Here is a 21,625-nt window from a genome sequence, read left to right on the forward strand (position 1 = left end):
TTTTTACGTAAATTTAGTATTTCCCTCTCGAATATACAACGTCGTCACGAGAATTTCAACTTTTTTCTGTTCTTTCGATGGTTTTTTAGTTAAAAATTGCGTAATTCCAAAAAAATATTGACAAACATTTTCGGTGATGATAGGATTTGTTTGTGGAAAGCGCTAACACAAATAAATTTACGTAAAAAGGAGTGGCGGTTTTGGAAGTTGGATACATGACAAATGGTTTCGGTATGTTAGTAGGTACAGGAGGCGGGGTCACTAATGTTAGAGAGGCAAAATATCTTTCTTTAATTGATGAAGGCGAAGTGATGAAGAAAATCTCTAAAGTTGGGTATCGTTATATTGAACTGTTTGATGGGAATTTAGAAAAATTTGATAATTCGCCAGAAATATTGAAAGCGTATTTAGCTGAAACAAACACGAAGATACTAGGGATTTATACTGGTGCAAACTATATCTATGCCGATGCGTTTGAAGATGAATTTTTCCGAATCAAAAACACAATTGAAAACATGAAAAAATTCGGAGTAAAGCATTTAGTTCTTGGAGGCGGAGCGATCCGAGCAAATGGAAATGTAGCAGAAGACTATAAGATTTTAGCAAAAAATCTTGATCAGGTTTCGCAATTTGCTAAGGAAAATGACATTATTGCAAGTTATCATCCTCATCTAGGATCAGCGGTAGAGACACCTGAACAAATTGATCAGCTGTTTTCGTTAACTAATATCAGTTTTTGTCCAGACATTGCTCATCTTGTGGCGGGTGGTGGTGACGCTTTGGAATTAATCAAGAAATATCGTAATCGCATCGAATATGTTCACCTGAAGGATTTGAAGGGATCGGAATTTGTTCCATTGGGGGAAGGGAACATCCCATTGGAACAAATTATTCACTATTTAAAAGAGGACGGTTTTTCTGGAGATTGGTTAGTAGAAATTGATGGCTACTCAGGGGATTCTAGCTACGCTTGCGAAACTTCTTACAAGTTTTTAGAACAGTTTTTTGAAGTATAGGGGGATAGTTATGAAATTTATCAAGAAGATGATTGTTTTTTCACTAATTTTACTATTTGCGACTGGATGCAGTTCGGACTCGGCAGCCAACAAAGATGCCTTAGAAAAAACGGACGGAAAAGACGAAATTGTGTTAGATGAAAACGATATAAAATCTACGGGACCTAACGGAGAAAAAGCTGCACCGGCAAGCGCCTTAACGTTGACAGATGAAGAAATCGCAAAATTAAAAGCCGGAAACTATTCAGCAGCAATTTCGTTTCACTATGCTGGAAATGACTGGTCCTCCGCCCAGCAAAAGGGGCTTGAGGATACCTTCAAAAAATTAGGAATTAATATTGTCGGAACAACCGATGCCAATTTTTCTGTTGAACAACAGGTATCCGATTTGGAAACCTTAACTGCTCTTAATCCAGACGTGATGATTAGCATTCCAACTGATGCCAAAGCCACCTCGGATGCCTTTAAGCGAGTAAGTAGTCGAGGAATCAAGTTAGTTTTCATGGATAATGTGCCTGATAATTTTGTCGCCGGTGAAAATTATGTTGGGGCAGTTTCAGCTGATAATTACGGGAATGGCGTAATCGCTGCAGAGTTGATCGGAGACAAATTGAAGGGCAAAGGAAAAATCGGGATCGTAAACTACGATGTTGACTATTTTGTTACGAATCAACGGCTAGAAGCCTTCGAAAAAACGATTAAGAAAAAATATCCGGATATTGAAGTCATTGCAAAATCTGGTTTTTCAGATGTCAATCAATCTACCGAAGTCGCTGATGCGATGTTGACGCAAAATCCAGACATTGAAGCTATTTTTGCGATTTGGGATATTCCTGCGGAGGGTGTATTATCGGCGCTTACATCTGCTGGGCGTGAGGATATTTTTGTTAGTACGATCGACTTAGGGGATAACATTGCGAAGGAAATTGCCCAAGGAAAAGTTTTAGGTGTGGGAGCTCAATTACCTTACGATCAGGGCGTAGCGGAGGCAACCATGGCAGCCTATGCTTTATTAGGAAAAGAGACACCTTCTTATGTAGCTGTTCCAGCAACAAAGGTGGAAAGAAATACCATTGTTTCTGGCTATGAGATGGTTTACCACAAGAAAGCACCAGGCTTTATCACTGAAGAATTAGACAAATGATAGTAGAGGGTGAACGCATGCTTGATTCGATTTTAAAAATGAACCTGATCGAAAAAAAATTTGGGGAAACAAAAGTTTTAAAGGGGGTGGATTTTACTTTAAAAAGAGGAGAAGTTCATGCATTGGTTGGTGGAAATGGCGCAGGAAAATCGACACTTATGAAAATAATGACAGGTGTCTACTCAAAAGATGGTGGGGAAATTCGGATTGAGGATCAGCTAGTCGATTTTAAAAATCGAGAAGATGCCTCAAAAAATGGAATTGAAATGATTTTTCAAGAATTGTCTCTCGTTCAATCGATGACGGTAGCACAGAATATTTTTCTTGGGAGCGAACTTCAAAAAAATAGATGGATCGATGAAAAAGAAATGAACAGGAAAGCACGATCAGTCTTACTTAATTTAGGAATAGATATTGATCCTAAAGCAAAAGTAGAAAGTTTAAGTGTTGGACTAAGTCAGATGGTTGAGATCGCTAAAGCCGTGATTAAGGATGCTAAAATTCTGGTTTTTGATGAACCAACAGCCTCCTTGTCAGATGGCGAGTCAAAACGGCTTTTTCAACTGATCAATGACTTAAAAGCTAAAGGTGTGACGATGGTGTATATCTCACATCGAATGAATGAGATCATGGATATCGCAGATCGCATCACCATATTAAAAGATGGAACCAATGTTTTAACGGATGAAATCGCTAACTTATGCTTAGAGGACATTGTTTCGTTCTTTGTTGGCGAAAATGGCCCAACCTTTGAATGGAAAAAACGCGATTACGCAAAGAATGAATCGATCCTGAAGGTGGATAACTTAACCATTAATAATGCCATCTCCGAGATATCCTTTGAAGTGAAGAAAGGAGAGATACTCGGCATCGCTGGATTGATGGGAAGCGGTCGAACAGAGATTTTGGAAGGATTATTTGGAATCAATCCAATAGCATCTGGGGAAATCTATATTGATAACCAAAAGAGTACGATAAAAAATACTCGAGATGCCATCAAATCCGGAATGGGGCTGGTGCCCGAAGATAGAAGAAAGCAAGGATTGGTATTGTCTCACTCCGTGAAAGAGAATAATATTTTGCCTATTTTAAAGAAATTATCCTTTATTGATTTCGTCATTAATGAAAAAGAATCGCAAAAAATAACTAAAGAAAATGTTTCGGACTTCAATATTAAAACCACAAGCATAGACAAAAAAATCAGCCTATTATCGGGTGGAAATCAGCAAAAGGTCGTCATTTCAAAATGGCTGAACACAAATCCTAAAGTGATGCTATTGGATGAACCGACAGCTGGGGTTGATATAGGAGCCAAAACGGAAATCATTAATATCATTCGAGATTATGCCGATAAAGGAAACGGTGTCCTGTTTGTTTCTTCAGAACTCGCAGAGCTATTGGCAGCATGTGATCGAATCTTGGTACTTTTTGATGGGAAAATAGTGAATGACATTAAGCGAGAAGAAATTTCATGTGAGGAGGAACTACAGCATGCAATCCAAGCAGGCTAATTTAGAAAAAAAGGCATCCAATACGAAAATTGATTTGAAAACTATTGAGTGGAATAAATACATGGTTTATATCGTGTTTGTTATTGTTTTTCTAGCTTTCTCGATTTTTTTGGGAAATAAGGGCTTTTTAAGCTCCAATAATCTGCTAAATATTCTGAGACAAACTTCAATGATCTCTATCATGGCGGTTGCAGGAACTTTTGTATTAGCGGCGGGTCAGATCGATTTAACGGTGGGAGCTGTTGCAGCGATGACAGCCATGTGTGTGTCTCTAATATTACAAAGTACGAACTCGATCATTTTAGCATTACTAGTAGGTTTGGGATTTGGTGTCGTTAGTGGAGCCATCAATGGTTTCTTGGTTACCATTCTTAAAATTCCAGCTTTTCTTGCTACATTGGGAATGATGCAAATCATTAGAGGTTCAGCTATGTGGATCACCAATACCGCAGCAGTTCCGATCAAGAACAATCAATTTAATAGTGTCTTTGGTATAGGTAGTGTTGGCGGGATTTCCGTTCTGATTTTATGGACGATTCTGTTTTATATAATCGGTGTATTTATTTTTAATAAAACACCATTTGGAAAACATACGTTAGCCACGGGTGGAAACGAATTATCTGCAAAATACAGCGGAATAAATACGAATCTCATCAAGCTGAAGGTATTTATCATGTCAGGTGCATTTGCCGCATTTGCTGGGATTTTATACGCTGGAAGAATGCAGTCAGGAAGATACTCCTTTGGTGATGGCGATGAAATGTCCGTCATAGCGGCAGTGGTTCTTGGCGGTGCAGCTATGAATGGGGGCTCAGGTTCTGTTATAGGGGCATTAGTCGGTTCATTATTGATGGGGATTATCAAAAATGCCTTGATCTTGGCGGGATTGAGTTCATCTCAGCAAACCATCGTACAAGGATTGATTATTGTTTTCGCTGTTGCACTTAGTAATTTATCAAGTAAAAAAAATAATTAAAATTTTAAGGGAGAGATATTGAAATGATCAAAAAAATTAACGTTGGATTAATCGGAGCAGGATTTATGGGAAAGGCACATGTAGTAGCATATTCGAACATGCCAAAATTCTTTTGGCCAGCTCCTGCTGTTCCGGTATTAAAAGTAGTTTGTGATATTGAAGAAGAGATCGCCGAAGAGGCAAAAGATCGATTTGGTTTTGAAGAAGCAGTTACTGATTGGAAAGCGGTTGTGAATAATCCTGATATCGATGTTGTTAGCATCTGTACTCCAAATGACTCTCATGCTGAAATTGCAATTGCCGCACTAGAAGCTGGAAAACATGTGTATTGTGAAAAACCAATTGCTAGCACGCATCAAGATGCCAAAGCAATGAGTGAAGCCGCAGAAAAAGCAGCGAAAAAGGGAATTATCTCAATGTGTGCGTATCAGTACCGTCGTGTTCCAGCTTTAGTTTTGGCTAAGAAATTTATTGATGAAGGTTCAATCGGGGAAATTCTAAATGTACGAGCACAATATCTGCAAAGCTGGTCTGCTGATCCAGATTCTCCTTTATCTTGGAGATTCCAAAAAGCGATCGCAGGAGCAGGGACATTAGGTGATATCGCTACTCATGTCATCGATATTTCTCAATACTTAGCTGGTAATATCAGCGAAGTTGTTTCTACGGTGAAAACCTATATCAATGAACGACCAGTACAAGAAGGCGGCGTAGATTTATTAGGTACTGTAAAACTTAATGGCGATGTGAAAAAGGAAGCTGTAGATGTGGATGATGAAGCGTCATTCTTGGTTAACTTTGAAAGCGGAGCTGTAGGAAGCATTGAAGCGACTAGAAATGCTTGGGGTCGAAATAACTTTATCTCAATTGAAGTCCATGGCACTAAGGGCTCCCTGATATTCAACTATGAACGGCTAAACGAGCTTCAAGTAATGTTTGCTGATGATCCGGATGATAGAAAGGGATTCAAAACAATTTATACAGGGCCGGCTCACTTCTATGGGGAAGTAACTTGGAATATTCCAGGAATGAACATTGGTTACGGAGAATTAAAAACGATTGAAGCTTATGAGTTTATTAAATCTGTAGTAAGTGGAAAACAACCGTCAACCAGTTTCACAGAAGGCTATAAAGTGGACTTAGTCACAGAAGCAGTCATTAAATCTTCAGAGACGAAAGCTTGGACTAAAGTAGCAAAATAGATCTTTTTTAAGCAAGAGGACCATTTATCATAAAAATGGTCCTCTATCATCGAAAAATTTTGAGAGGAGTTTATTTATGAAGCTAGGAATTGTAAGCGCGATTTTTGATCAAAGTAGTTTCGAGGAAATGATTGATATCGTAGCTGATACGGGTTTGGAATGTGTAGAAGTCGCATGTTGGCCTAAAGGAAAAGCGGAACGACGCTACGCGGGTGTTTCTCATATTGATACAAAGAATTTAACAGCAGAAAAAGCGCAAGAGATTTTGGCTTATTGTGAAAAAAAACATGTAGAAATTTCGGCATTGGCTTATTACCCTAATCCACTGGATGAAAACCTAGAAAAACGTCAAGAAGCGATTGATCATTTGTATACGTTAATTGATGCCGCTAAACTATTAGGTGTAAATTTAGTGACCACTTTCTTAGGAAGAATGCCAAGCAAAAGTGTTTCTGAAAATCTGCAAGAGGTGGCTAAAGTTTGGCCGCCAATTATACAATACGCAGAAGAACAAGAGATCAAAATCGGGATTGAAAATTGTCCAATGCTTTTTACAGAGGATGAATGGCCCGGTGGACAAAACCTGATGACAACGCCTAGTATCTGGCGAAAAGTCTTTGAAATTCTGGATAGTGAGAACTTTGGAATTAATTATGATCCTTCTCACTTTGTTTGGCAGCACATAGACTATATAGAACCCATTTATGAATTTAAAGATAAGCTCTTCCATATCCACTATAAGGATATTAAGCTGTATCCGAACAAGCTGAAGGAAGTAGGTATTATGGCAACGCCATTGGAGTATATGTCACCTAAATTGCCAGGGCTAGGCGATGTGGATTGGGGAAAATATGTATCTGCGTTGACCGATATTGGTTACACTGGGTACACCTGTATCGAAGTTGAAGATCGTGCATATGAATCTGATTATGAAGATGTCAAACGTTCAGTCAGACAAAGTACTCATTATCTGCGGAACTTTGTTTAGGGGAGGTTACCTTGGAAAAGCAAATAAAAAAAATAATTGGTGTAGACATTGGAGGGACGACCATCAAGTTTGCATTAATGGACACACAGGGAAAAATCGAAAAAAAGTGGTCGATTCCAACAAATATTTCAGAAAAAGGAAAGTTTATTCCTAATGAAATCTGTTCATCTATCCGTAGTTCAATAAACAAGGACACGTTAGTAGAGATAAAAGGTATCGGGATTGGTGTTCCTGGGGCGATCTCGTCAGATGGAGAGATCGTTGTTCAAGCTGTCAATCTTGACTGGGAGCAGATACCCTTGAAGAAAATGATTACACATAAATTAGGTATGGATGCTTGTTTACTAAATGACGCGAATGCGGCTGCTTTAGGCGAAATGTGGAGAGGTGCTGCCCACGGTAGGGAAAATCTGCTTTTTGTCACTTTGGGCACAGGAGTAGGTGGTGGCATCATTTTGAATGGGAGGGTATTAAATGGCTGTCATTCTGCCGGAGGTGAAATCGGTCATATTCCCATTCGATCTGATGAGAACAGACTATGCGGCTGCGGTGGAAGAAATTGCTTAGAAACTTTCGCCTCCGCGAATGGCCTTGTGCTGTCTATGCGAAAAAAACTAGAGTTGTTAGGCGGGTCGTGGACAGAAATTACTCCACCGATCATTTTTGAAAAAGCCGCTCAGAATGACGAAGCAGCTAAAGAGGTATTGAATGAGTTCGTCACTGTGTTAGCTCAAGCTTTAGCAGGAATAATGAACACGATTGATGTGGAAGAAATTATTATTGGCGGTGGATTATCTGAAGCGGGCGCTTATTTATTAGATCCGTTAAAGGAAAAGTTGGAAAAGTATGTTTTCCCTCAAATAAGGAATCACTTCTCTTTAAAAAAAGCTTTATTAGGTAATGATGCAGGAATCTACGGAGCTGCCTATTCCTACTTATTGAAGAAAGCCGTGTGAATCAGTTTATACTTCTAGCAACAGGGATGGTTCAATTCGGCTTTAACGTAAATTTTTCTAATCTTTCCTATTTAAACAGTAGGAGAGATTTTTTGTTTATTAGTAACAGGTTAGGGATAAAATAAAAACGGAAACGCTCATTGCTTTTTGACAATAAAAAAACTGTTAGCCATTTGGCTAGCAGTTAATGGGTAGTTTAAAAAACATCACAGGAGGGATTCGAACCCCCGACCGTCCGCTTAGAAGTTTAAGCAAATGAACATATTAGAAGAGTCTTAAATAAGCTGATATGTAAGATAAATCCTATTACACCGGGGATTATCGAGTCGCGCAAATAGAAACTGTTAGCAATGAAATGAACATACTAAAATAAAATGTTAGCAAATCTGTTAGCAGTGTTAGCAAGACCATTTTTGGGTATTCGTATAAGTTGAGAAAGATGTCAAAATCCATTGACATCTTTTTTTGTTATTTAATTTATCTATGAGTTTTTAAAAATTCAGATTTTGATATCTATAGATTTATCTTACTTTGCATTTGAGCGATGCAATATTATGTGAAATGCTTGATATCAAGGCATTTTAAGAGAGAAAGAAGTACAAAAATAATTGAAATTTGATATAAAGCGTGCCATCTGTGTGCCACATGATATGAAGAAAGAGCCGATTTGAGAAATCATTTCGTCTCTTTTTTTTCGCCAAATTGAAAATTTCTTTAGTGAAGGTGAGAAAATGCGGAAACCAGCTTTAGCAAGACGTATCGCAAAACTTTTAATTATTACAGGTTATTTAACCAATTGGCAAGATCCGATTCTTTCATTTGGTCCTAGGCAATCAGAGGTACATCTTTTCTATTATCTGATGAGTTATTCCGTGAAGGAATTGAATGAATTATTAGATGATCTAATTCATATATTGGACAATTCGCCCATACTCATAGATCAGAAAAATAAAAGGGACGAATTAAAGGAGGCGAGAAAAATGTAAATAAATGTATTTTATACTTAAAAAAAAATATTTAGGAGATGGAGAAATGGAATTTTTAAAAATTAAACCAAAAGAAACCTTTGGAACAGTCTCATTTGTAGGAGTACCGATGAGAGGGGCGGAATACAATCAAGGAAGTGGAAATGCAAGGAAACGAGTAGGAACTTACTGCCGCTTCTTGAGCTCCAAGCAATCTGAAACGATTGAAGTCGTGGTTCCCACGCGAGTGAACTTGAGTGAATTCAACTATGGTGAGGTTGTCGAATTGGAGGATGTTCGAGCTGAACCAGTGTCTGAAGGGACAGAAAATGGAGCTATTTCGGGTTGGCGACTATTTGCTCAAAAAGTAAACAGAGGAATAGAATAGGAGAGGATTAGATGGTAAAGAAGAATGAACTTAATGCTGGAATGGAAATTGATTCAAAAGAAACGTTTGGAGAATTACTCTTTCTGCGGATGAAATCCCCAAAAACAGTAGTAAATGAAGATACCGGAATGCGAGATAATGTCGCAAATAGATACGTTGTTCAATCAAGTAAACAGTTGGCGGAAGAAATTATTACAATTCCTATTGAAACGCCAGTAAGAGAGCTTGTTGCTGGGGATAAGGTGGAAATTGTATCTCCAACGACGAATCTATATAGTTTTGGTAATGGAAACTTTACGAACAACTACATTCAAGTATTTGCTGAAGATATTCGTAAGATTGAGACTTCAAGAAAGGCTACTCCAAACGTCACTGAAGGAAAAGAATCTAAAGCACAACTGAAGTAGTTTGAGGTGGGACAAAATGGTTCGAATTTTTGTTGAAAATCTAGGAATGAGGAATTCTGGATTGATAAAAGGAATGTGGTTCGATCTTCCAGTATCTTTCCAAACAATAGCTGAGAAAATTGGACTGAATGAACAGTATGAGGAATACATCATCACTGACTATGAGGCCCCATTCCCCATAGGGGAATTTGACTCTATCGACAAATTGAATCAAATGACAGAAGAGCTGGATGAACTTCCAACATATATTGAAGCCTACGTAAAGCAATTGATTGAGGAATACTATGGGAGTTTTGAAGAATTGCTTAATGATTGGGAGAATATCATCTTTGTCGAAGGAGTAACGAATGATAAACTTTATGGTCAGTATATTATCGATGAAGGGTATTTCAATGTTCCCAGTGAATTAGAGTTCTATATTGATTATGAATCACTCGGGCGTGATTGGCGGATCAATGGGAATATTTTGTATGTTGATGATGGCATGTTTATAATAGTCGGGTGAAATGCAATGAATAAATGGATCCATTACCGCGGAATAAGAATCAGAAATTTCCATAAAAATATCTATAATCTATATCTTCTTTTGATGGCACTACCCTTTCTAGTTGGGATAGGCTTTTTTTATTACCCAAAACTGGAACGAATTTTTGTAAAGAGCCAAGGAAAGAACGTTGACTATGGTGAAATACTTTTACCTAGCGTGGAAATTTTATTGATAATTAGTATGCTTTTTGCTGTGTTGGCACTCGTAAGAAGAGATTCTAAAACAAAAGGAGTGTTCTTCGCCCGAGTATTGCATCGACAGATGCTGGCTAGAATGGTGATCAGTCGTAATTGGGTAGATCGCAAAACACATAAAGGAACGGATGGAAAAGTAAGAGAAAGGATTCGTTTCCCCAATGTATATTATTGGAATGGAAACCACATAACCGAAATAACTGTTCCAACAGATGGAAAAAAGTATCATGAACAAATGCTGAAACTGGGGCCTATTCTTGAACAAATGTTTTTTGCAGATCTCATTGAAACAACTAGTGAATTAGGTTATACAAAATACAAATTATTAATTGGCTTAGGAACGAACAGATTATCTGTGGAAGAGGTAATGGTTACTAAAACATCGATTCAATTGATGAGGGATTTCGTATGGGAGTATGCGAAATACCCACATATGTTGATAGGTGGTGGAACAGGCGGAGGAAAGAGTTTTTTTCTTTTCATCCTTATTCAGAATCTAGCCAAGATAGGAACAGTGTACATTTGTGATCCAAAGAATGCGGATTTAGCCTCTATCGGAGAATTACCTGTTTTTAAGAATCATGCTTTTACTGGGCTGGAACGGATTACGCGGTGTCTAAAAGATGCTGAGAAGGAAATGTTGGAACGCTTCGTCTATATGAAGACGCACGCACAGTATAAATGGGGAGAAGATTACACCTACTATGATATGGAACCGTACTTTATAGTTGCTGACGAGTGGAGTGCGCTGATGGCTGAGGTAAATGGGGACTTCAGGGGACGCTCAGAAATTATGAGACCATTGACACAAATTATTCTTAAAGGGCGACAGGCGGGAGTATTTGTCATATTGGCTACACAGCGGCCAGATGTCGAAGACATCGATGGAAAACTACGGGATCAGTTTAGTGTTCGTCTCTCACTTGGAAAGCTTGAGGCAACAGGCTATCTTCAGATATTTGGGAAAGCTGGAGAGAAGAAAAACTTCTTTAATAATAACATTCGTGGAAGAGGATATATTAGTTTATCTGAAGATCCAAGAGAATTTTATGCACCATTAGTACCGAAAGACTATGACTTTAAAGCAGCATTGCTAAAAATTCCCCATATGATCGAAGAAGATTATGGACGGGTACCATTGGATAAACAGGAAAAGGACACGATTGAACAAGAATTAGATACAAACGGTGGTGTCTAAGGCACGCGTTAGATTAGAGAGTAAAGGTATGGGAGGGGGTTCCCTAGCGAATGCTGGGTTGAAAGGATTTCCGAAGTTGTTGCATTCTGTGCAGAACGAACAAGGTCTCCTTGTGAGAGCTGGGTGCCAAAGCACCCAGCGGTGAATGCAGCAATGTCCCAAAGGTCTCCTTTGGGACATTGCAGGCAGAATCCATACAAATTCGTGAAAGACGAAGGTTTTGAGGCACTTTCAAGCATTCGTAAACGGGAAAACCTGGCTTGGCAGGCAAAGCCTGTCAAGCCTTACCCCCCGTATTCTAACAGGGGGGTAGTGAAGACAGAAATCGAAGAAAAAAGAAAGAATAAAGCTTGAGTTAAAGCCTTTTTTCTTAGGCGCACGTTCAAATTGAAAAAGGGCCATTTTGTCAACTAAATATAGAACAAATGAATAATTGATGGAAAGGAGGAAAGCAGATAAGCAAACGTGAGAGAATGGTGCTTGGAACGAGTATTCGCGCATCAAGAAAACGATTTCGTATGACGCAAAAAGAATTTTCAGAAAAAGTAAATGTGAGCCGTCAAATTATTTGTGATCTGGAAAATGGAAGGAATAAGGTCTCGGAAGAGACGTTACAAAAAATTCTAGATTATATTGCGGAAAGGGAAAGACAAAGTCCCCTAGAAGCAATCATTGACTATTTGAGGGTGAGTTTTCCATTAAAAAAGGCAGATAAAATTTTTACGGAGGTGTTGGGAATCCGCCAAGAGTTTTTTGAAGAAATAGAGTCACACATGTACGGATACGTTGGAGGCTACCGTCTTGACTATATTCAGGTGCTCTATTCAAAAAATAATGATGAGCGTGGTGTGCTCGTTCAATTATCTGGTCAGGGGTGTCGACAGTTTGAAGCCTTTCTTGAAGCACAAGGACGAACTTGGTTTGATTTTTTCTATGCTTGTCTCGATTATCGATGCAGAGTGACGAGATTAGATTTAGCTATAAATGACTATAAAGAATACTTAAGTATTCCTACTCTGTTAAATAAAGTATTGAGGCAGGAATTAATCTCACGATTTAGAAAATTTGAATTCAATGGATCAGGAAGTATTGCAGAAAAGCGTCAAGAAGGAACGAGTATCTATTTTGGGTCAAAAAGAAGTGAATTTTATATTACCTTCTATCAAAAAGATTACGAACAAGCACGAAAATTAAATATTCCAGTAAACGAAGTTCCGATAAAGAATCGCTATGAACTGAGATTCAAGAATAAACGAGCGATGTTAGTTATTGATCAATTTCTTCGAACAGGGGATCTGCCTTCGATCATTCTAGGGATTATGAGAGATTACATGCTGTTTACTGATAGTAAATTCGGGGTTTTACGAAAGCACTGGAAAATAAATAAGAAATGGGATTTCTTTTTAGGGGATGCGGAAAGAATGCGCTTAGCGGTAGAACCGAATGATCAATTGTATGAACGTTCTAAGAACTGGTTCAAACGAACAGCGGCAGCTACTGCAAAAATGATACAGGAAGTGGATGAGTTAAAAGGGACACAAGAGTATCAAGAGATGTTAGATGAAATTGAGTTCAGTGAAAAGCAGCTACACATCATTGAGGTGCAGACAATGAAACTCAAAGATATGATTGTGGAACCAAAAGAATAACTACCTGCTATAAGGGCTCTAAGGCGAATGAAATGTAGGCGTCTATTTTATTATCTGATGCAACGAAGATCATCAAAGATAAATTAAGAACGTAAAAATAGTAGAAAAGAAGGGAAAAACGTGAGTAAAAAGAAAGTTCACTTAAAAAAGATACTGTCGTCATTGACCTGTTTAATAAGTGTTTTGGGCTTGGGATTTGTAAACGTCCAGGCTACGGAACGCTCTCAACCTGTGAAGATGGGAATGACTCCTTATGAAAGTGGAACCGTCTATTACGATTTAGATCACATTTATACATTGTCTGGAACCAGACATGGAGAAGCTTGGTCCGATCGAACTGCAAGTATGGCGGTCTTGAAAGAAAATGGGGATCGAGAAATGGTTTTTTGTATCCAACCAGGCGTACCTCTATCTGGAGGACCTACGACAGAGGATTATGAGTCAATTCCTACTGATCAGGTATCAGAACGAGCACAATTGGCCTCAAGCTTGTGGACGAGAGTCTTTCCAAATAAGACACAACACGAAGAAATGGTCGCTCGAGCGTTGGTGTGGGAAAGCCTGCCGGAATATGGAATAAAGGTAACGAGTATCAGTGGTATTCCTGACTTCTCCACATTAAAGGCAAAACTATCAAAAGCAATAGATGACTATTTGAAGAAACCAAGTTTTGATGGTAAAACCACTCTGCTAAATTATGGAAAGACAACTAAGCTTGATTCTGGTGGTGTGGATCTTCATTTATATGACACAGTTACAAACAATGATGCGAATGTCGCATTTAGTGTAGCAACTGATGGCTTATCTGCTTCAGTAACACCTAAGGATAAAACAAAGGTTAATGGAACTTATGCAGCGAAAAGTAGTTTTGCAGAGGGAACTCCGATTGCGTGGACAAAAGAAGGCTCTCAAACAGTCATGATTTCTAGAATAAAACATACGGCGAACTTTTTAACAAAATTCTTAATTCAACTATCCGGAACAGTGAATGTAAAGAAAGTAGACGATAACGGAAAAATATTAAAAGGCGCAGAGTTTACATTAACAGATCAGAAGGGAAATCAGACAAAGAAAGTAACTGATGATAAAGGATTAGCTAGTTTCTCTATCCAATCGGGAAATGTTTATCAATTGGAAGAAACAAGAACCCCAGAGGGGTTCCACGGATCCTTTATACAAAAAAATATTACGCTTAAGGAAGACGGACAGACCTTTGACTATACGACCAAAAATTCTCAAAATAAGGGAATCATTTTTATCAATAAGAAAGATGAGGACGGGAAAGACTTAGCTGGTGCAGAGTTTACTCAATATGGAAAAGATGGCAAAACTATTGCCGTTAAGAAGACAGATAACGATGGAAAGGTATCGTTTGACCTACTATCGAACAACACGTATGAAGTGAAAGAAACCAAAAATCCGTTAGGTTATCACGGAACATTCGACAAAAAAGATATTACTCTGGCTAATGATGGACAGATCTTTGAGTATACAGCGAAAAATGTTCAAGATAAAGGAAGGATTATCGTTCATAAGATAGATGAAGCTGGAAAGGGACTAGCCAACGCTGAATTTACTCAATATGGAAAAGATGGAAAAGTGGTTTCTGTGAAAAAAACAGATATAGAGGGGAATGTCGCTTTCGATATTCAATCAAACAATACGTATGAAGTGAAGGAAACAAAAAATCCATTCGGTTATCATGGAATGTTCGATCAAAAAAATATTACGTTAGCCAATGATGGTCAGACTTTCGAGTATTCAGCCAAGAATATCCAAGATAAGGGAAAAATCATTATTCATAAAAAAGATGAATCTGGTAACCCTGTGGCTGGCGCAGAATTTACTGAGACAAATAAGGCAGGAAAAACAGTTGCACTAAAGAAAACGAATCGAGAGGGCATTGTCACTTTCATTATTCAATCAAATGATACGTACAGTGTGAAAGAAACAAAAGTACCAGATGGCTATGATGGCTCATTTGAAAAGAAGAATATCACACTGAAAAATGATGGGCAGGTATTTGAATATATGGCGATTAACAATCATAAACATGAGGAACTACCTCAAACAGGTTCAACGAATTACCAAAATAAAGGGTTCTTGGGATTAGTTGTTGCAGGTATTGCGACTGCGATCGGTGTAGCTGTCTACTTCATTCGTAAATATAAGCAGGCGTAAAGCAAAGAATGGGGGCATCCGCTAGGGTGCTCTCAAACTGTAGGCAAAGTCCATTTTATGATTTTTCAGAGGTGAGTATAATGAGAGTTTGGACCAAATATCGTAAAGGACAACTAGCATTCTTTCTGTCTATTTTTTTTACTGGATTAAGTATTTTCACTTACTACATGTACCAACAGCAGCGATTCAATAATGTCACCAAAGAGAAGCAACAGATCGCTTTAAAGGTAATGAAAAGAAAGAATGACCATCAAGCACTTTCGGTAGTAAATTCAGCTGTTTCGGGTAAGTCTTCTGCTCTTCATAGGAATCAAAAGAAGGTTGATTACTCTGGAAAAGAGGTTAAAAGATTAACATTATCACAAATGAATCAAGTTGATGCGAAGAAAGTGACCCGTTCATTTGGTACAGGATTACTTGAAATCCCAAGTATTGGAATGAACTTACCCATTTTAGAGGGAGTGAGTCAAGCCAATTTAAGTGTTGGTGCTGGAACGATGAAAGCTGGACAAGAACTAAAGAAAGGAAATTTTTCATTAGCTGGACATTATATGACGGATGCTGGACTCTTATTTGGTGGAATCAAACGTGTTAATTATGGTGATTCAATTAAGATCATGTATAGAAATAATCGAGCCATTTACCATGTAATTGAAACAAAGAGAATCACTAAGAGTGACAGCTATGTTACCTTTGATTCACAAGGGGAGGGACTTTTAACACTGGTTACTTGTGATCAGGCAGTGGACGGTACGAAGTACCGTTTTATGGTGCGTGCTGCAATTGTTGATTAGAGGTGAGGTCAATGACATACGTAGAAACTGGTTCAGAGATCCAGTTAGCAGAATACCTTTATAAATATGAGGAAATGGTTCGATATATCTTGGAAGAGAAAAGTTTTGCATCCGTAGATTCTGAGCGAACAAAGGTTTTATTGCAGGCTGAATTACGTAAAGCTGAAACATCATGGTATGAATACTATTCATCCAATTATCGGGCCCCTGATTATTCCTATTTACAGCAACAAGTGACAGATTTCGGCGTTTACCGTTTAGATTTATTTGATTGTCGTGATGAAAAATTAACTGTGGATAATTTTGTTTACTATTACATTGAATTGTTAAAGTCTGAAAAATTGCTATCTGGACAAGTCTTCTCAAATCAGGATGTACAATTTATTGAAAAATATGAACGAGATCAAGCACAAAAATATTTTGAAGAGCATGATCAATATTTGAGAGGATATGAGAACGATCGTATTTCAGTAAATGAAACAATGCAACGGCTCGGTTATCAGCAGTTGAAAAATCACTTTGTAGAAGACCCGCTGATTCGTTCTTATCAGATAGTTTCTGACAGAATTCTTTGAGGAAGAGAAATGAAAATAGAATATAGTTTGCCATTAAGCCGTATTTTGCATAAAAAATACGGTTTTTCAGTTTTTACCAGTAATCCAACATTACAGCAAATGCAAGAGTATTTGCGGGTTTGTCGGTTATTAAAGAGATATGATCTTCCGTTTACTCCGTACGTGTCCGTGGTCTATGAACGACAGTTGTCCATCGTGACCAGCCTCATTATTGAAGGAAGTATCGCCCATACGGATCTGGGATTATCACTGGGTTATCGTTATGACTTTTACAAGGCGAGATACATTGGCTCTGAAATTCCACAGGATATTAAACTATATTGTGAACAAGTTGGGTATAAAGAGTTATTGCATGTCGTTAGCCGATTCAGGTTTTTAGAAAAGAAATGAGAATCGGTTTATGAATGGATCGGAACCTATTCCTATGAGGACCAACCAATTGTAACGGTAGGATGTTAGGAGAAGTCAGCTTATAGCCACTACTATAAGCTAACAGCTATCATTGATGGAAAACCTTTGTCAATATGTTTCCGCATATTGCTACAACAAATTAGTGGGTGCTGTATATCTATAGTTTAACAAGAAACAAGTCAAAATGGAAAGGACGTTCTTATGCAGTTCATTAAAAGAAGGAAGGTACCAAAGTCCGAAGCCCTCCAGGAGAAAAAAGAACTAAAACCAAAGACCGCTAGGATTATTTTTATGATTCTAGCTACTTTTTTGCTCATCTCTGCTCCGTTAGGATTTTTAATGGGAAAGCGTGCAAACGTGAATGCGACGAGTAATAGAGCAGCTATTAAGGTGATTCAAAAGACGTTGCGTGGAGAAAGCCAACAGGAATTTGATCGTCTTCTAGCCCAACGGTTTCTCGCATCTTTTATTCCACTATATATGAATAAATCCAATAGTAGTGAAGAGCAATCCAAGCGAAATGAGCAGCTAGAAGAATACTATGCGTCAACAATTTCAACAGAAGAAGAAGGAAACAGCGTACAAACATTGAAAAATCAAACCTTATACCATTTCAAAAAAGAATCTGGAGCAATGATTGCGCAATATATGGTTCATTATACTGTTTCTTATCCTGTTGAAAAGGAAAAAATGGTTCAAAGAAAAGAGGGAAAAAAGACAATTTCAGAAAAACAACGTTACACGGATCAAGAAGAAGCAGATCAAACAGTGTTATTGAATATTCCTTTGATCCAAAAGGATCAACGATTCAAAATAATAGGATTGCCTTACTACACGTCTGTTCCTGAATTGGTTGCAAAAAAAGTAACTGAGAGAAAAGTGGATTTCAGTCAGTATAAGAAGCTTTCAGAAGAAGAAGCAGGAGGAGTCACGGCATTTCTGAAGGAATTCTATCTTTACTATACGTCAGGAGACAAGAAGCAGGTGACGTATCTAATGAAGAGTCCGGAGGTAGCCCCAAAGGGCTATGAAATCTCTGATTCGGAACCATCCGTTTATAAAGACAAAGGGGGATACAAAGTGACTGACACAGTGACGTTGAAGGAAAAAGGATCGAAAAATACTCATAGAGAATCGTTTATGTTTGATATCACCAAAAAAGGTGAGGTCTTCTATATTAAGCAATTTTCACATGAATTAGGGGGAGTCACTAAATGAAAAAAAGAATGAAGCATCTGTTAAATAGTCCATTGATAGTTCGTAGTAAAGTGCTCTGGACGGCAGTTATTAGCTCACTAAGTTTAATTATAAGTATGCCAGCATTTGCGGATGGTGGCCCTTCTGCCAAGAGTTTTTCAAGCTATATATTATCTGACTGGGTATCCCCGCTTTTCGCAATTGCTTGTGTGGTTGGGATCATTCGCTTTTTTATGAACCAAGATATCGCAAAAGCAGTCATTTTATTTGTGGCAGGAGGCATCATTTATTTCTTTATTAAAGACCCGTCGGCCTTTTTAGATAAATTGGGCTTTTTTGCGACAAAATTTGGGTTTTAGAGGAGGTTCAAATGGAGAAAAAGAAAGGAGAAACTTCAAAAGTAAAGCTCGTATTTGACTATCGAGAGCCGTTTCAGTCTCCGTATATGGTAAAAGAACTGACAAAAAAATTACGGTTGCGAAATGCGATTTCTGGACAAACCATTTTTGTGGCAGGGATTAGTTTTGTGATGACGGCATTCGCTTTATTTTCAACGATAGGTTTCAACCATTGGACATTAGGATTGTCTGTCTTGATCCCGTTTGGGTTAGTGGAAGTATTCAATCGAATTGAACCGGATGGGAAAAAAGTCCACCGATTCATCATTGATTATCTTTCCTACTTATGGACATTTGTCTTTCCTAAAAAAGGGATTCATCAAGGAAGAAAGTTAACTATTGTCAAACATCGAATCTCTTATGACCGAAAGAAAGTATCGGATATCCAAGTGAAACGAAAGGGGGGATCCCATGAGATTGACCGTACCAGTTGCTAAAGTGTATGAGAATTTTTTATTAACAAAGAGTAATGACGTCTGGGCCTATTATGAAGTACCAGCCGTCAGCATTACCAATCAGAATAGAGAGAAGCAAGAAAAACATAAAGAGGTCATGAGCCAATTCTTGCAAGGACTACGCCGGTACCGCGACATTGATATGAGTCTACAACCGATAACTTTAGATATTGATGGGCGGGTCAAAGAGCTTTCTGGGGATTTTGCGAATGAATACAAAGAATTAGCAGAAAACATCACGGAACGAACGGTTCAAATTTTGGATCGGGAGTTAGGCTTTATTACTTCTGAGCGTTGGATTATTGGGGTGAAATTGAGTGAAGTTTTTGCCTCAGAAACGCTAAAAGGGAAAATGGGCGAAATGGCAGATCAATTCGTTAGTCGAACGTTGTCTGTCGCAGGCTATGAAATGATGATTGATGAAACGTTCTTTGAACGATATGGCAGCTTAGAGGAAATGTTGTTTCAACGCTTTGGGGCCGTTCAAGGACACCGCTTATCCGAACAAGAATTGATGCACCATGTACATTATCCGTTTGCTAGAGGGTTAGAAAGTGCTTTATCGAACATGTCGCAAAGCTTTACAGGTTCTTATTCACTTACGGATAGTATTATCGATACCTATGATGACCAAGGCCTAATCGAACTGTCTGCGCCTGAAGGTAAAAGTTATGTGGCAATTTTACCAATTTTTAAGTTTGCTAAAAACCTACGGTTTAATCATGTAGTGGATCGTGTCCAAGAGTTGCCATTTCCTGTGGAGTTTGCATTTAAGGGTCGGTTTGAGTCGTTAAAAGGAACGAATGGTCTGCAAGGGAAAAGCAATCGAGCGAACAAACGATTGAAAAATTTTGCGATTGAGTCTCTGAAAACGGGCGATTCTGAAACGAAAAACGGCAAATTAAATCGGTATATTCTGCTAGACCTGGATGAAAAAATCGAAGAACGTGTGCCGGTGATCAAGTGGCAAGGAGCATTTGTGGTGTTTGGGAAAACAGCGAAAGAATGTCGAAAACGAAAAAATGAAGTGATCGATCGCTGCGAGTCTTTACGAGTAGAAGTGGTTAGCGGAATTGCAGATCAAGCAAAACTATTTCATTACTTCTTGGCAGGACAAAAGAGTGATCTAATCAAGAGTTGGGCACATTATACAACCGCTGAGGGAATTTCCGAGTTGATGTTAGGAACCAGCAATCGAATCGGCGACAATGTTGGCTTTGCGATAGGGCGTGTCTCTGAATTAAGTAACGTATCTGGTTTGAAACCGGACGCGATTGCTCGAGCGTGTCGAAAAGTAGTTTTATTGAATCCCAATTTAGCCAATCAGTCAGATGTGGCGGGTAAAGCATCAAGTTCACCACATATTGCGATCACAGGTCCCACCGGCGGTGGGAAATCCTTTTTAGCAAAATTAATTTTCTTTTATTGCAGCTTATTGAATGGTCGTGGACTCTATATTGATCCCAAATCTGAGTACAAGGAATGGCTATTGAAAGTCGCCAACAATCCATATTATCAAGAGAATTATCCGTTATTTGTAGACTACATTCGTTCTTTTAACTTTGTGACATTGGATGCAAACAACCCGGAAAACCATGGAGTGTTGGATCCCTTCAATTATTTAGAAGGCGTGTCTTTACAAGATACGGTTGAAACAATTTTTGAACAGATTTATGACTTTTCCGAGCGTGAAGACGCTCAAACCGATATGATCAAAGGAATTAAGCATGTTCGTTCTTTAAAAGGAGAAGGACAGTGTGTCGGCATATTGACTATTGTGGATTATATGCTCGACAGCAACAATGAAGAAACGAAAAAGACGGGACGTGCTTTGTTTGAGCGAATCGAGGGTTCGATTTTAGAATTGGCGTTTTCGCGAGGCGAGATCAAAGGGTTGGATGTGACTTCAAAAGTGACGATTTTAGAAGTTGCTGGATTGGATGTGCCGAAATCTACAGAAAGTATCCGGAATTATACCTCTAGCCAGAAAAAGTCCGTGGCTTTAATGATGTGCCTCGGGCGATTCTGTGAACAATTTGGCCTGAAAGATCGGAATGAAACAACGTACGTTCTTTTTGATGAAGCATGGCTTTTTTCGAGTTCAGATGGTGGAAGAAAGATCATTAAAGCCATGCGACGCGTTGGGCGAACCTATTCCAATACGTTAGTATTGATTACACAATCCATCAAAGACACACAAACAGATGATGACTCCGGAAACTTTGGCCGGATCTTTGCGTTCGATAATCCGGATGAACGAGAAGAGATCCTGCGGCATCTCGGGTTGGAAGTAAACGAGAAAAATCTTGAGTTTCTAGAAAAAATGCCGCAATACCATTGCGTGTACTTAGATATTTATGGCCGCTGGAATCGAATGCTGGTCTACTGCCCATTTGAGGAAGTTACTGAAAGTTTACGGACGGTTGCACGAAATAAGAGTGCTTCTGCAGAAGAAAGCTACAGAGCCGCATAG

General features: G+C 38.5%; 21 protein-coding genes. All 21 read left to right on the forward strand.

What is annotated here, in order from left to right; genetic code table 11:
- Positions 1 to 191 precede the first annotated feature (191 nt).
- The 21 genes from IGI67_RS16295 (at position 192) to IGI67_RS16395 (ending at position 21,625) form a co-directional block, all read left to right on the forward strand.
- Positions 192 to 1,016, forward strand: coding sequence for a sugar phosphate isomerase/epimerase family protein (locus tag IGI67_RS16295; RefSeq protein ID WP_429958401.1), 825 nt, complete (start codon positions 192 to 194; stop codon positions 1,014 to 1,016).
- A gap of 10 nt (positions 1,017 to 1,026) precedes the next feature.
- Positions 1,027 to 2,160 (forward strand): substrate-binding domain-containing protein, encoded by a 1,134-nt coding sequence (locus IGI67_RS16300; RefSeq protein ID WP_429958402.1) that lies wholly within the window; start codon positions 1,027 to 1,029, stop codon positions 2,158 to 2,160.
- A 17-nt stretch (positions 2,161 to 2,177) separates the two neighbouring features.
- Positions 2,178 to 3,671, forward strand: a complete 1,494-nt coding sequence (locus IGI67_RS16305) for a sugar ABC transporter ATP-binding protein (RefSeq protein ID WP_429958403.1) — start codon at positions 2,178 to 2,180, stop codon at positions 3,669 to 3,671.
- The gene (locus IGI67_RS16310; RefSeq protein ID WP_429958404.1) at positions 3,652 to 4,647 is read left to right on the forward strand and encodes an ABC transporter permease; all 996 of its coding nucleotides are present in this window, start codon (positions 3,652 to 3,654) and stop codon (positions 4,645 to 4,647) included. Before IGI67_RS16305 ends, IGI67_RS16310 begins: the two co-directional genes overlap by 20 nt.
- 23 nt (positions 4,648 to 4,670) lie before the next feature.
- Entirely contained in the window at positions 4,671 to 5,849 is a 1,179-nt protein-coding gene (locus tag IGI67_RS16315) for a Gfo/Idh/MocA family protein (RefSeq protein ID WP_429958405.1), read from the forward strand.
- A 76-nt stretch (positions 5,850 to 5,925) separates the two neighbouring features.
- The gene (locus IGI67_RS16320) at positions 5,926 to 6,837 is read left to right on the forward strand and encodes a sugar phosphate isomerase/epimerase family protein (protein WP_429958406.1); all 912 of its coding nucleotides are present in this window, start codon (positions 5,926 to 5,928) and stop codon (positions 6,835 to 6,837) included.
- Between the two features lie 11 nt (positions 6,838 to 6,848).
- Positions 6,849 to 7,793, forward strand: a complete 945-nt coding sequence (locus IGI67_RS16325; RefSeq protein ID WP_207106785.1) for an ROK family protein — start codon at positions 6,849 to 6,851, stop codon at positions 7,791 to 7,793.
- A gap of 731 nt (positions 7,794 to 8,524) precedes the next feature.
- Positions 8,525 to 8,779: a hypothetical protein gene (locus IGI67_RS16330; RefSeq protein WP_429957966.1), complete on the forward strand. Its 255-nt coding sequence runs from the start codon at positions 8,525 to 8,527 to the stop codon at positions 8,777 to 8,779.
- Positions 8,780 to 8,825: 46 nt separating this feature from the next.
- A complete protein-coding gene (locus IGI67_RS16335) occupies positions 8,826 to 9,146 on the forward strand; it encodes a DUF961 family protein (RefSeq protein ID WP_429957967.1) in 321 nt (106 codons plus the stop codon).
- 11 nt (positions 9,147 to 9,157) lie between these two features.
- A complete protein-coding gene (locus tag IGI67_RS16340) occupies positions 9,158 to 9,553 on the forward strand; it encodes a DUF961 family protein (protein WP_429957968.1) in 396 nt (131 codons plus the stop codon).
- Between the two features lie 16 nt (positions 9,554 to 9,569).
- A complete protein-coding gene (locus tag IGI67_RS16345) occupies positions 9,570 to 10,058 on the forward strand; it encodes an antirestriction protein ArdA (protein ID WP_429957969.1) in 489 nt (162 codons plus the stop codon).
- Positions 10,059 to 10,064: 6 nt separating this feature from the next.
- Positions 10,065 to 11,492: an FtsK/SpoIIIE domain-containing protein gene (locus IGI67_RS16350; protein WP_429957970.1), complete on the forward strand. Its 1,428-nt coding sequence runs from the start codon at positions 10,065 to 10,067 to the stop codon at positions 11,490 to 11,492.
- A 473-nt stretch (positions 11,493 to 11,965) separates the two neighbouring features.
- Positions 11,966 to 13,141, forward strand: coding sequence for a replication initiation factor domain-containing protein (locus IGI67_RS16355; protein ID WP_429957971.1), 1,176 nt, complete (start codon positions 11,966 to 11,968; stop codon positions 13,139 to 13,141).
- A 120-nt stretch (positions 13,142 to 13,261) separates the two neighbouring features.
- On the forward strand, positions 13,262 to 15,322 hold the full coding sequence (locus IGI67_RS16360; protein WP_429957972.1) for an MSCRAMM family protein: 2,061 nt from the start codon (positions 13,262 to 13,264) through the stop codon (positions 15,320 to 15,322).
- 80 nt (positions 15,323 to 15,402) lie between these two features.
- Positions 15,403 to 16,116 carry a class A sortase gene (locus IGI67_RS16365; RefSeq protein WP_429957973.1) on the forward strand — a complete coding sequence of 238 codons (714 nt, stop codon included), beginning with the start codon at positions 15,403 to 15,405 and terminating at the stop codon, positions 16,114 to 16,116.
- A gap of 11 nt (positions 16,117 to 16,127) precedes the next feature.
- Complete coding sequence (locus IGI67_RS16370; protein WP_429957974.1) at positions 16,128 to 16,691, forward strand: hypothetical protein; 564 nt, start codon at positions 16,128 to 16,130, stop codon at positions 16,689 to 16,691.
- Between the two features lie 9 nt (positions 16,692 to 16,700).
- Positions 16,701 to 17,081, forward strand: a complete 381-nt coding sequence (locus tag IGI67_RS16375; protein ID WP_429957975.1) for a hypothetical protein — start codon at positions 16,701 to 16,703, stop codon at positions 17,079 to 17,081.
- A 360-nt stretch (positions 17,082 to 17,441) separates the two neighbouring features.
- A complete protein-coding gene (locus tag IGI67_RS16380) occupies positions 17,442 to 18,320 on the forward strand; it encodes a conjugal transfer protein (protein ID WP_429957976.1) in 879 nt (292 codons plus the stop codon).
- Positions 18,317 to 18,658 (forward strand): TcpD family membrane protein, encoded by a 342-nt coding sequence (locus tag IGI67_RS16385; RefSeq protein ID WP_429957977.1) that lies wholly within the window; start codon positions 18,317 to 18,319, stop codon positions 18,656 to 18,658. Before IGI67_RS16380 ends, IGI67_RS16385 begins: the two co-directional genes overlap by 4 nt.
- 11 nt (positions 18,659 to 18,669) lie before the next feature.
- Positions 18,670 to 19,134, forward strand: coding sequence for a TcpE family conjugal transfer membrane protein (locus tag IGI67_RS16390; protein WP_429957978.1), 465 nt, complete (start codon positions 18,670 to 18,672; stop codon positions 19,132 to 19,134).
- Complete coding sequence (locus tag IGI67_RS16395) at positions 19,109 to 21,625, forward strand: ATP-binding protein (RefSeq protein WP_429957979.1); 2,517 nt, start codon at positions 19,109 to 19,111, stop codon at positions 21,623 to 21,625. Before IGI67_RS16390 ends, IGI67_RS16395 begins: the two co-directional genes overlap by 26 nt.

Source organism: Enterococcus sp. AZ196 (genome assembly GCF_050498845.1).
GTDB classification, from domain to species: Bacteria; Bacillota; Bacilli; order Lactobacillales; family Enterococcaceae; genus Enterococcus_A; species Enterococcus_A murrayae.

What these genes read in the sequence shown, in the direction of transcription:
- IGI67_RS16300 (WP_429958402.1), top strand. Translation starts at nt 1,027, where the DNA reads ATGAAATTTATCAAGAAGATGATTGTTTTTTCACTAATTTTACTATTT.
- IGI67_RS16305 (WP_429958403.1), top strand. Translation starts at nt 2,178, where the DNA reads ATGCTTGATTCGATTTTAAAAATGAACCTGATCGAAAAAAAATTTGGG.
- IGI67_RS16310 (WP_429958404.1), top strand. Translation starts at nt 3,652, where the DNA reads ATGCAATCCAAGCAGGCTAATTTAGAAAAAAAGGCATCCAATACGAAA.
- IGI67_RS16315 (WP_429958405.1), top strand. Translation starts at nt 4,671, where the DNA reads ATGATCAAAAAAATTAACGTTGGATTAATCGGAGCAGGATTTATGGGA.
- IGI67_RS16320 (WP_429958406.1), top strand. Translation starts at nt 5,926, where the DNA reads ATGAAGCTAGGAATTGTAAGCGCGATTTTTGATCAAAGTAGTTTCGAG.
- IGI67_RS16330 (WP_429957966.1), top strand. Translation starts at nt 8,525, where the DNA reads ATGCGGAAACCAGCTTTAGCAAGACGTATCGCAAAACTTTTAATTATT.
- IGI67_RS16335 (WP_429957967.1), top strand. Translation starts at nt 8,826, where the DNA reads ATGGAATTTTTAAAAATTAAACCAAAAGAAACCTTTGGAACAGTCTCA.
- IGI67_RS16340 (WP_429957968.1), top strand. Translation starts at nt 9,158, where the DNA reads ATGGTAAAGAAGAATGAACTTAATGCTGGAATGGAAATTGATTCAAAA.
- IGI67_RS16345 (WP_429957969.1), top strand. Translation starts at nt 9,570, where the DNA reads ATGGTTCGAATTTTTGTTGAAAATCTAGGAATGAGGAATTCTGGATTG.
- IGI67_RS16350 (WP_429957970.1), top strand. Translation starts at nt 10,065, where the DNA reads ATGAATAAATGGATCCATTACCGCGGAATAAGAATCAGAAATTTCCAT.
- IGI67_RS16355 (WP_429957971.1), top strand. Translation starts at nt 11,966, where the DNA reads ATGGTGCTTGGAACGAGTATTCGCGCATCAAGAAAACGATTTCGTATG.
- IGI67_RS16365 (WP_429957973.1), top strand. Translation starts at nt 15,403, where the DNA reads ATGAGAGTTTGGACCAAATATCGTAAAGGACAACTAGCATTCTTTCTG.
- IGI67_RS16370 (WP_429957974.1), top strand. Translation starts at nt 16,128, where the DNA reads ATGACATACGTAGAAACTGGTTCAGAGATCCAGTTAGCAGAATACCTT.
- IGI67_RS16375 (WP_429957975.1), top strand. Translation starts at nt 16,701, where the DNA reads ATGAAAATAGAATATAGTTTGCCATTAAGCCGTATTTTGCATAAAAAA.
- IGI67_RS16380 (WP_429957976.1), top strand. Translation starts at nt 17,442, where the DNA reads ATGGGAAAGCGTGCAAACGTGAATGCGACGAGTAATAGAGCAGCTATT.
- IGI67_RS16385 (WP_429957977.1), top strand. Translation starts at nt 18,317, where the DNA reads ATGAAAAAAAGAATGAAGCATCTGTTAAATAGTCCATTGATAGTTCGT.
- IGI67_RS16390 (WP_429957978.1), top strand. Translation starts at nt 18,670, where the DNA reads ATGGAGAAAAAGAAAGGAGAAACTTCAAAAGTAAAGCTCGTATTTGAC.
- IGI67_RS16395 (WP_429957979.1), top strand. Translation starts at nt 19,109, where the DNA reads ATGAGATTGACCGTACCAGTTGCTAAAGTGTATGAGAATTTTTTATTA.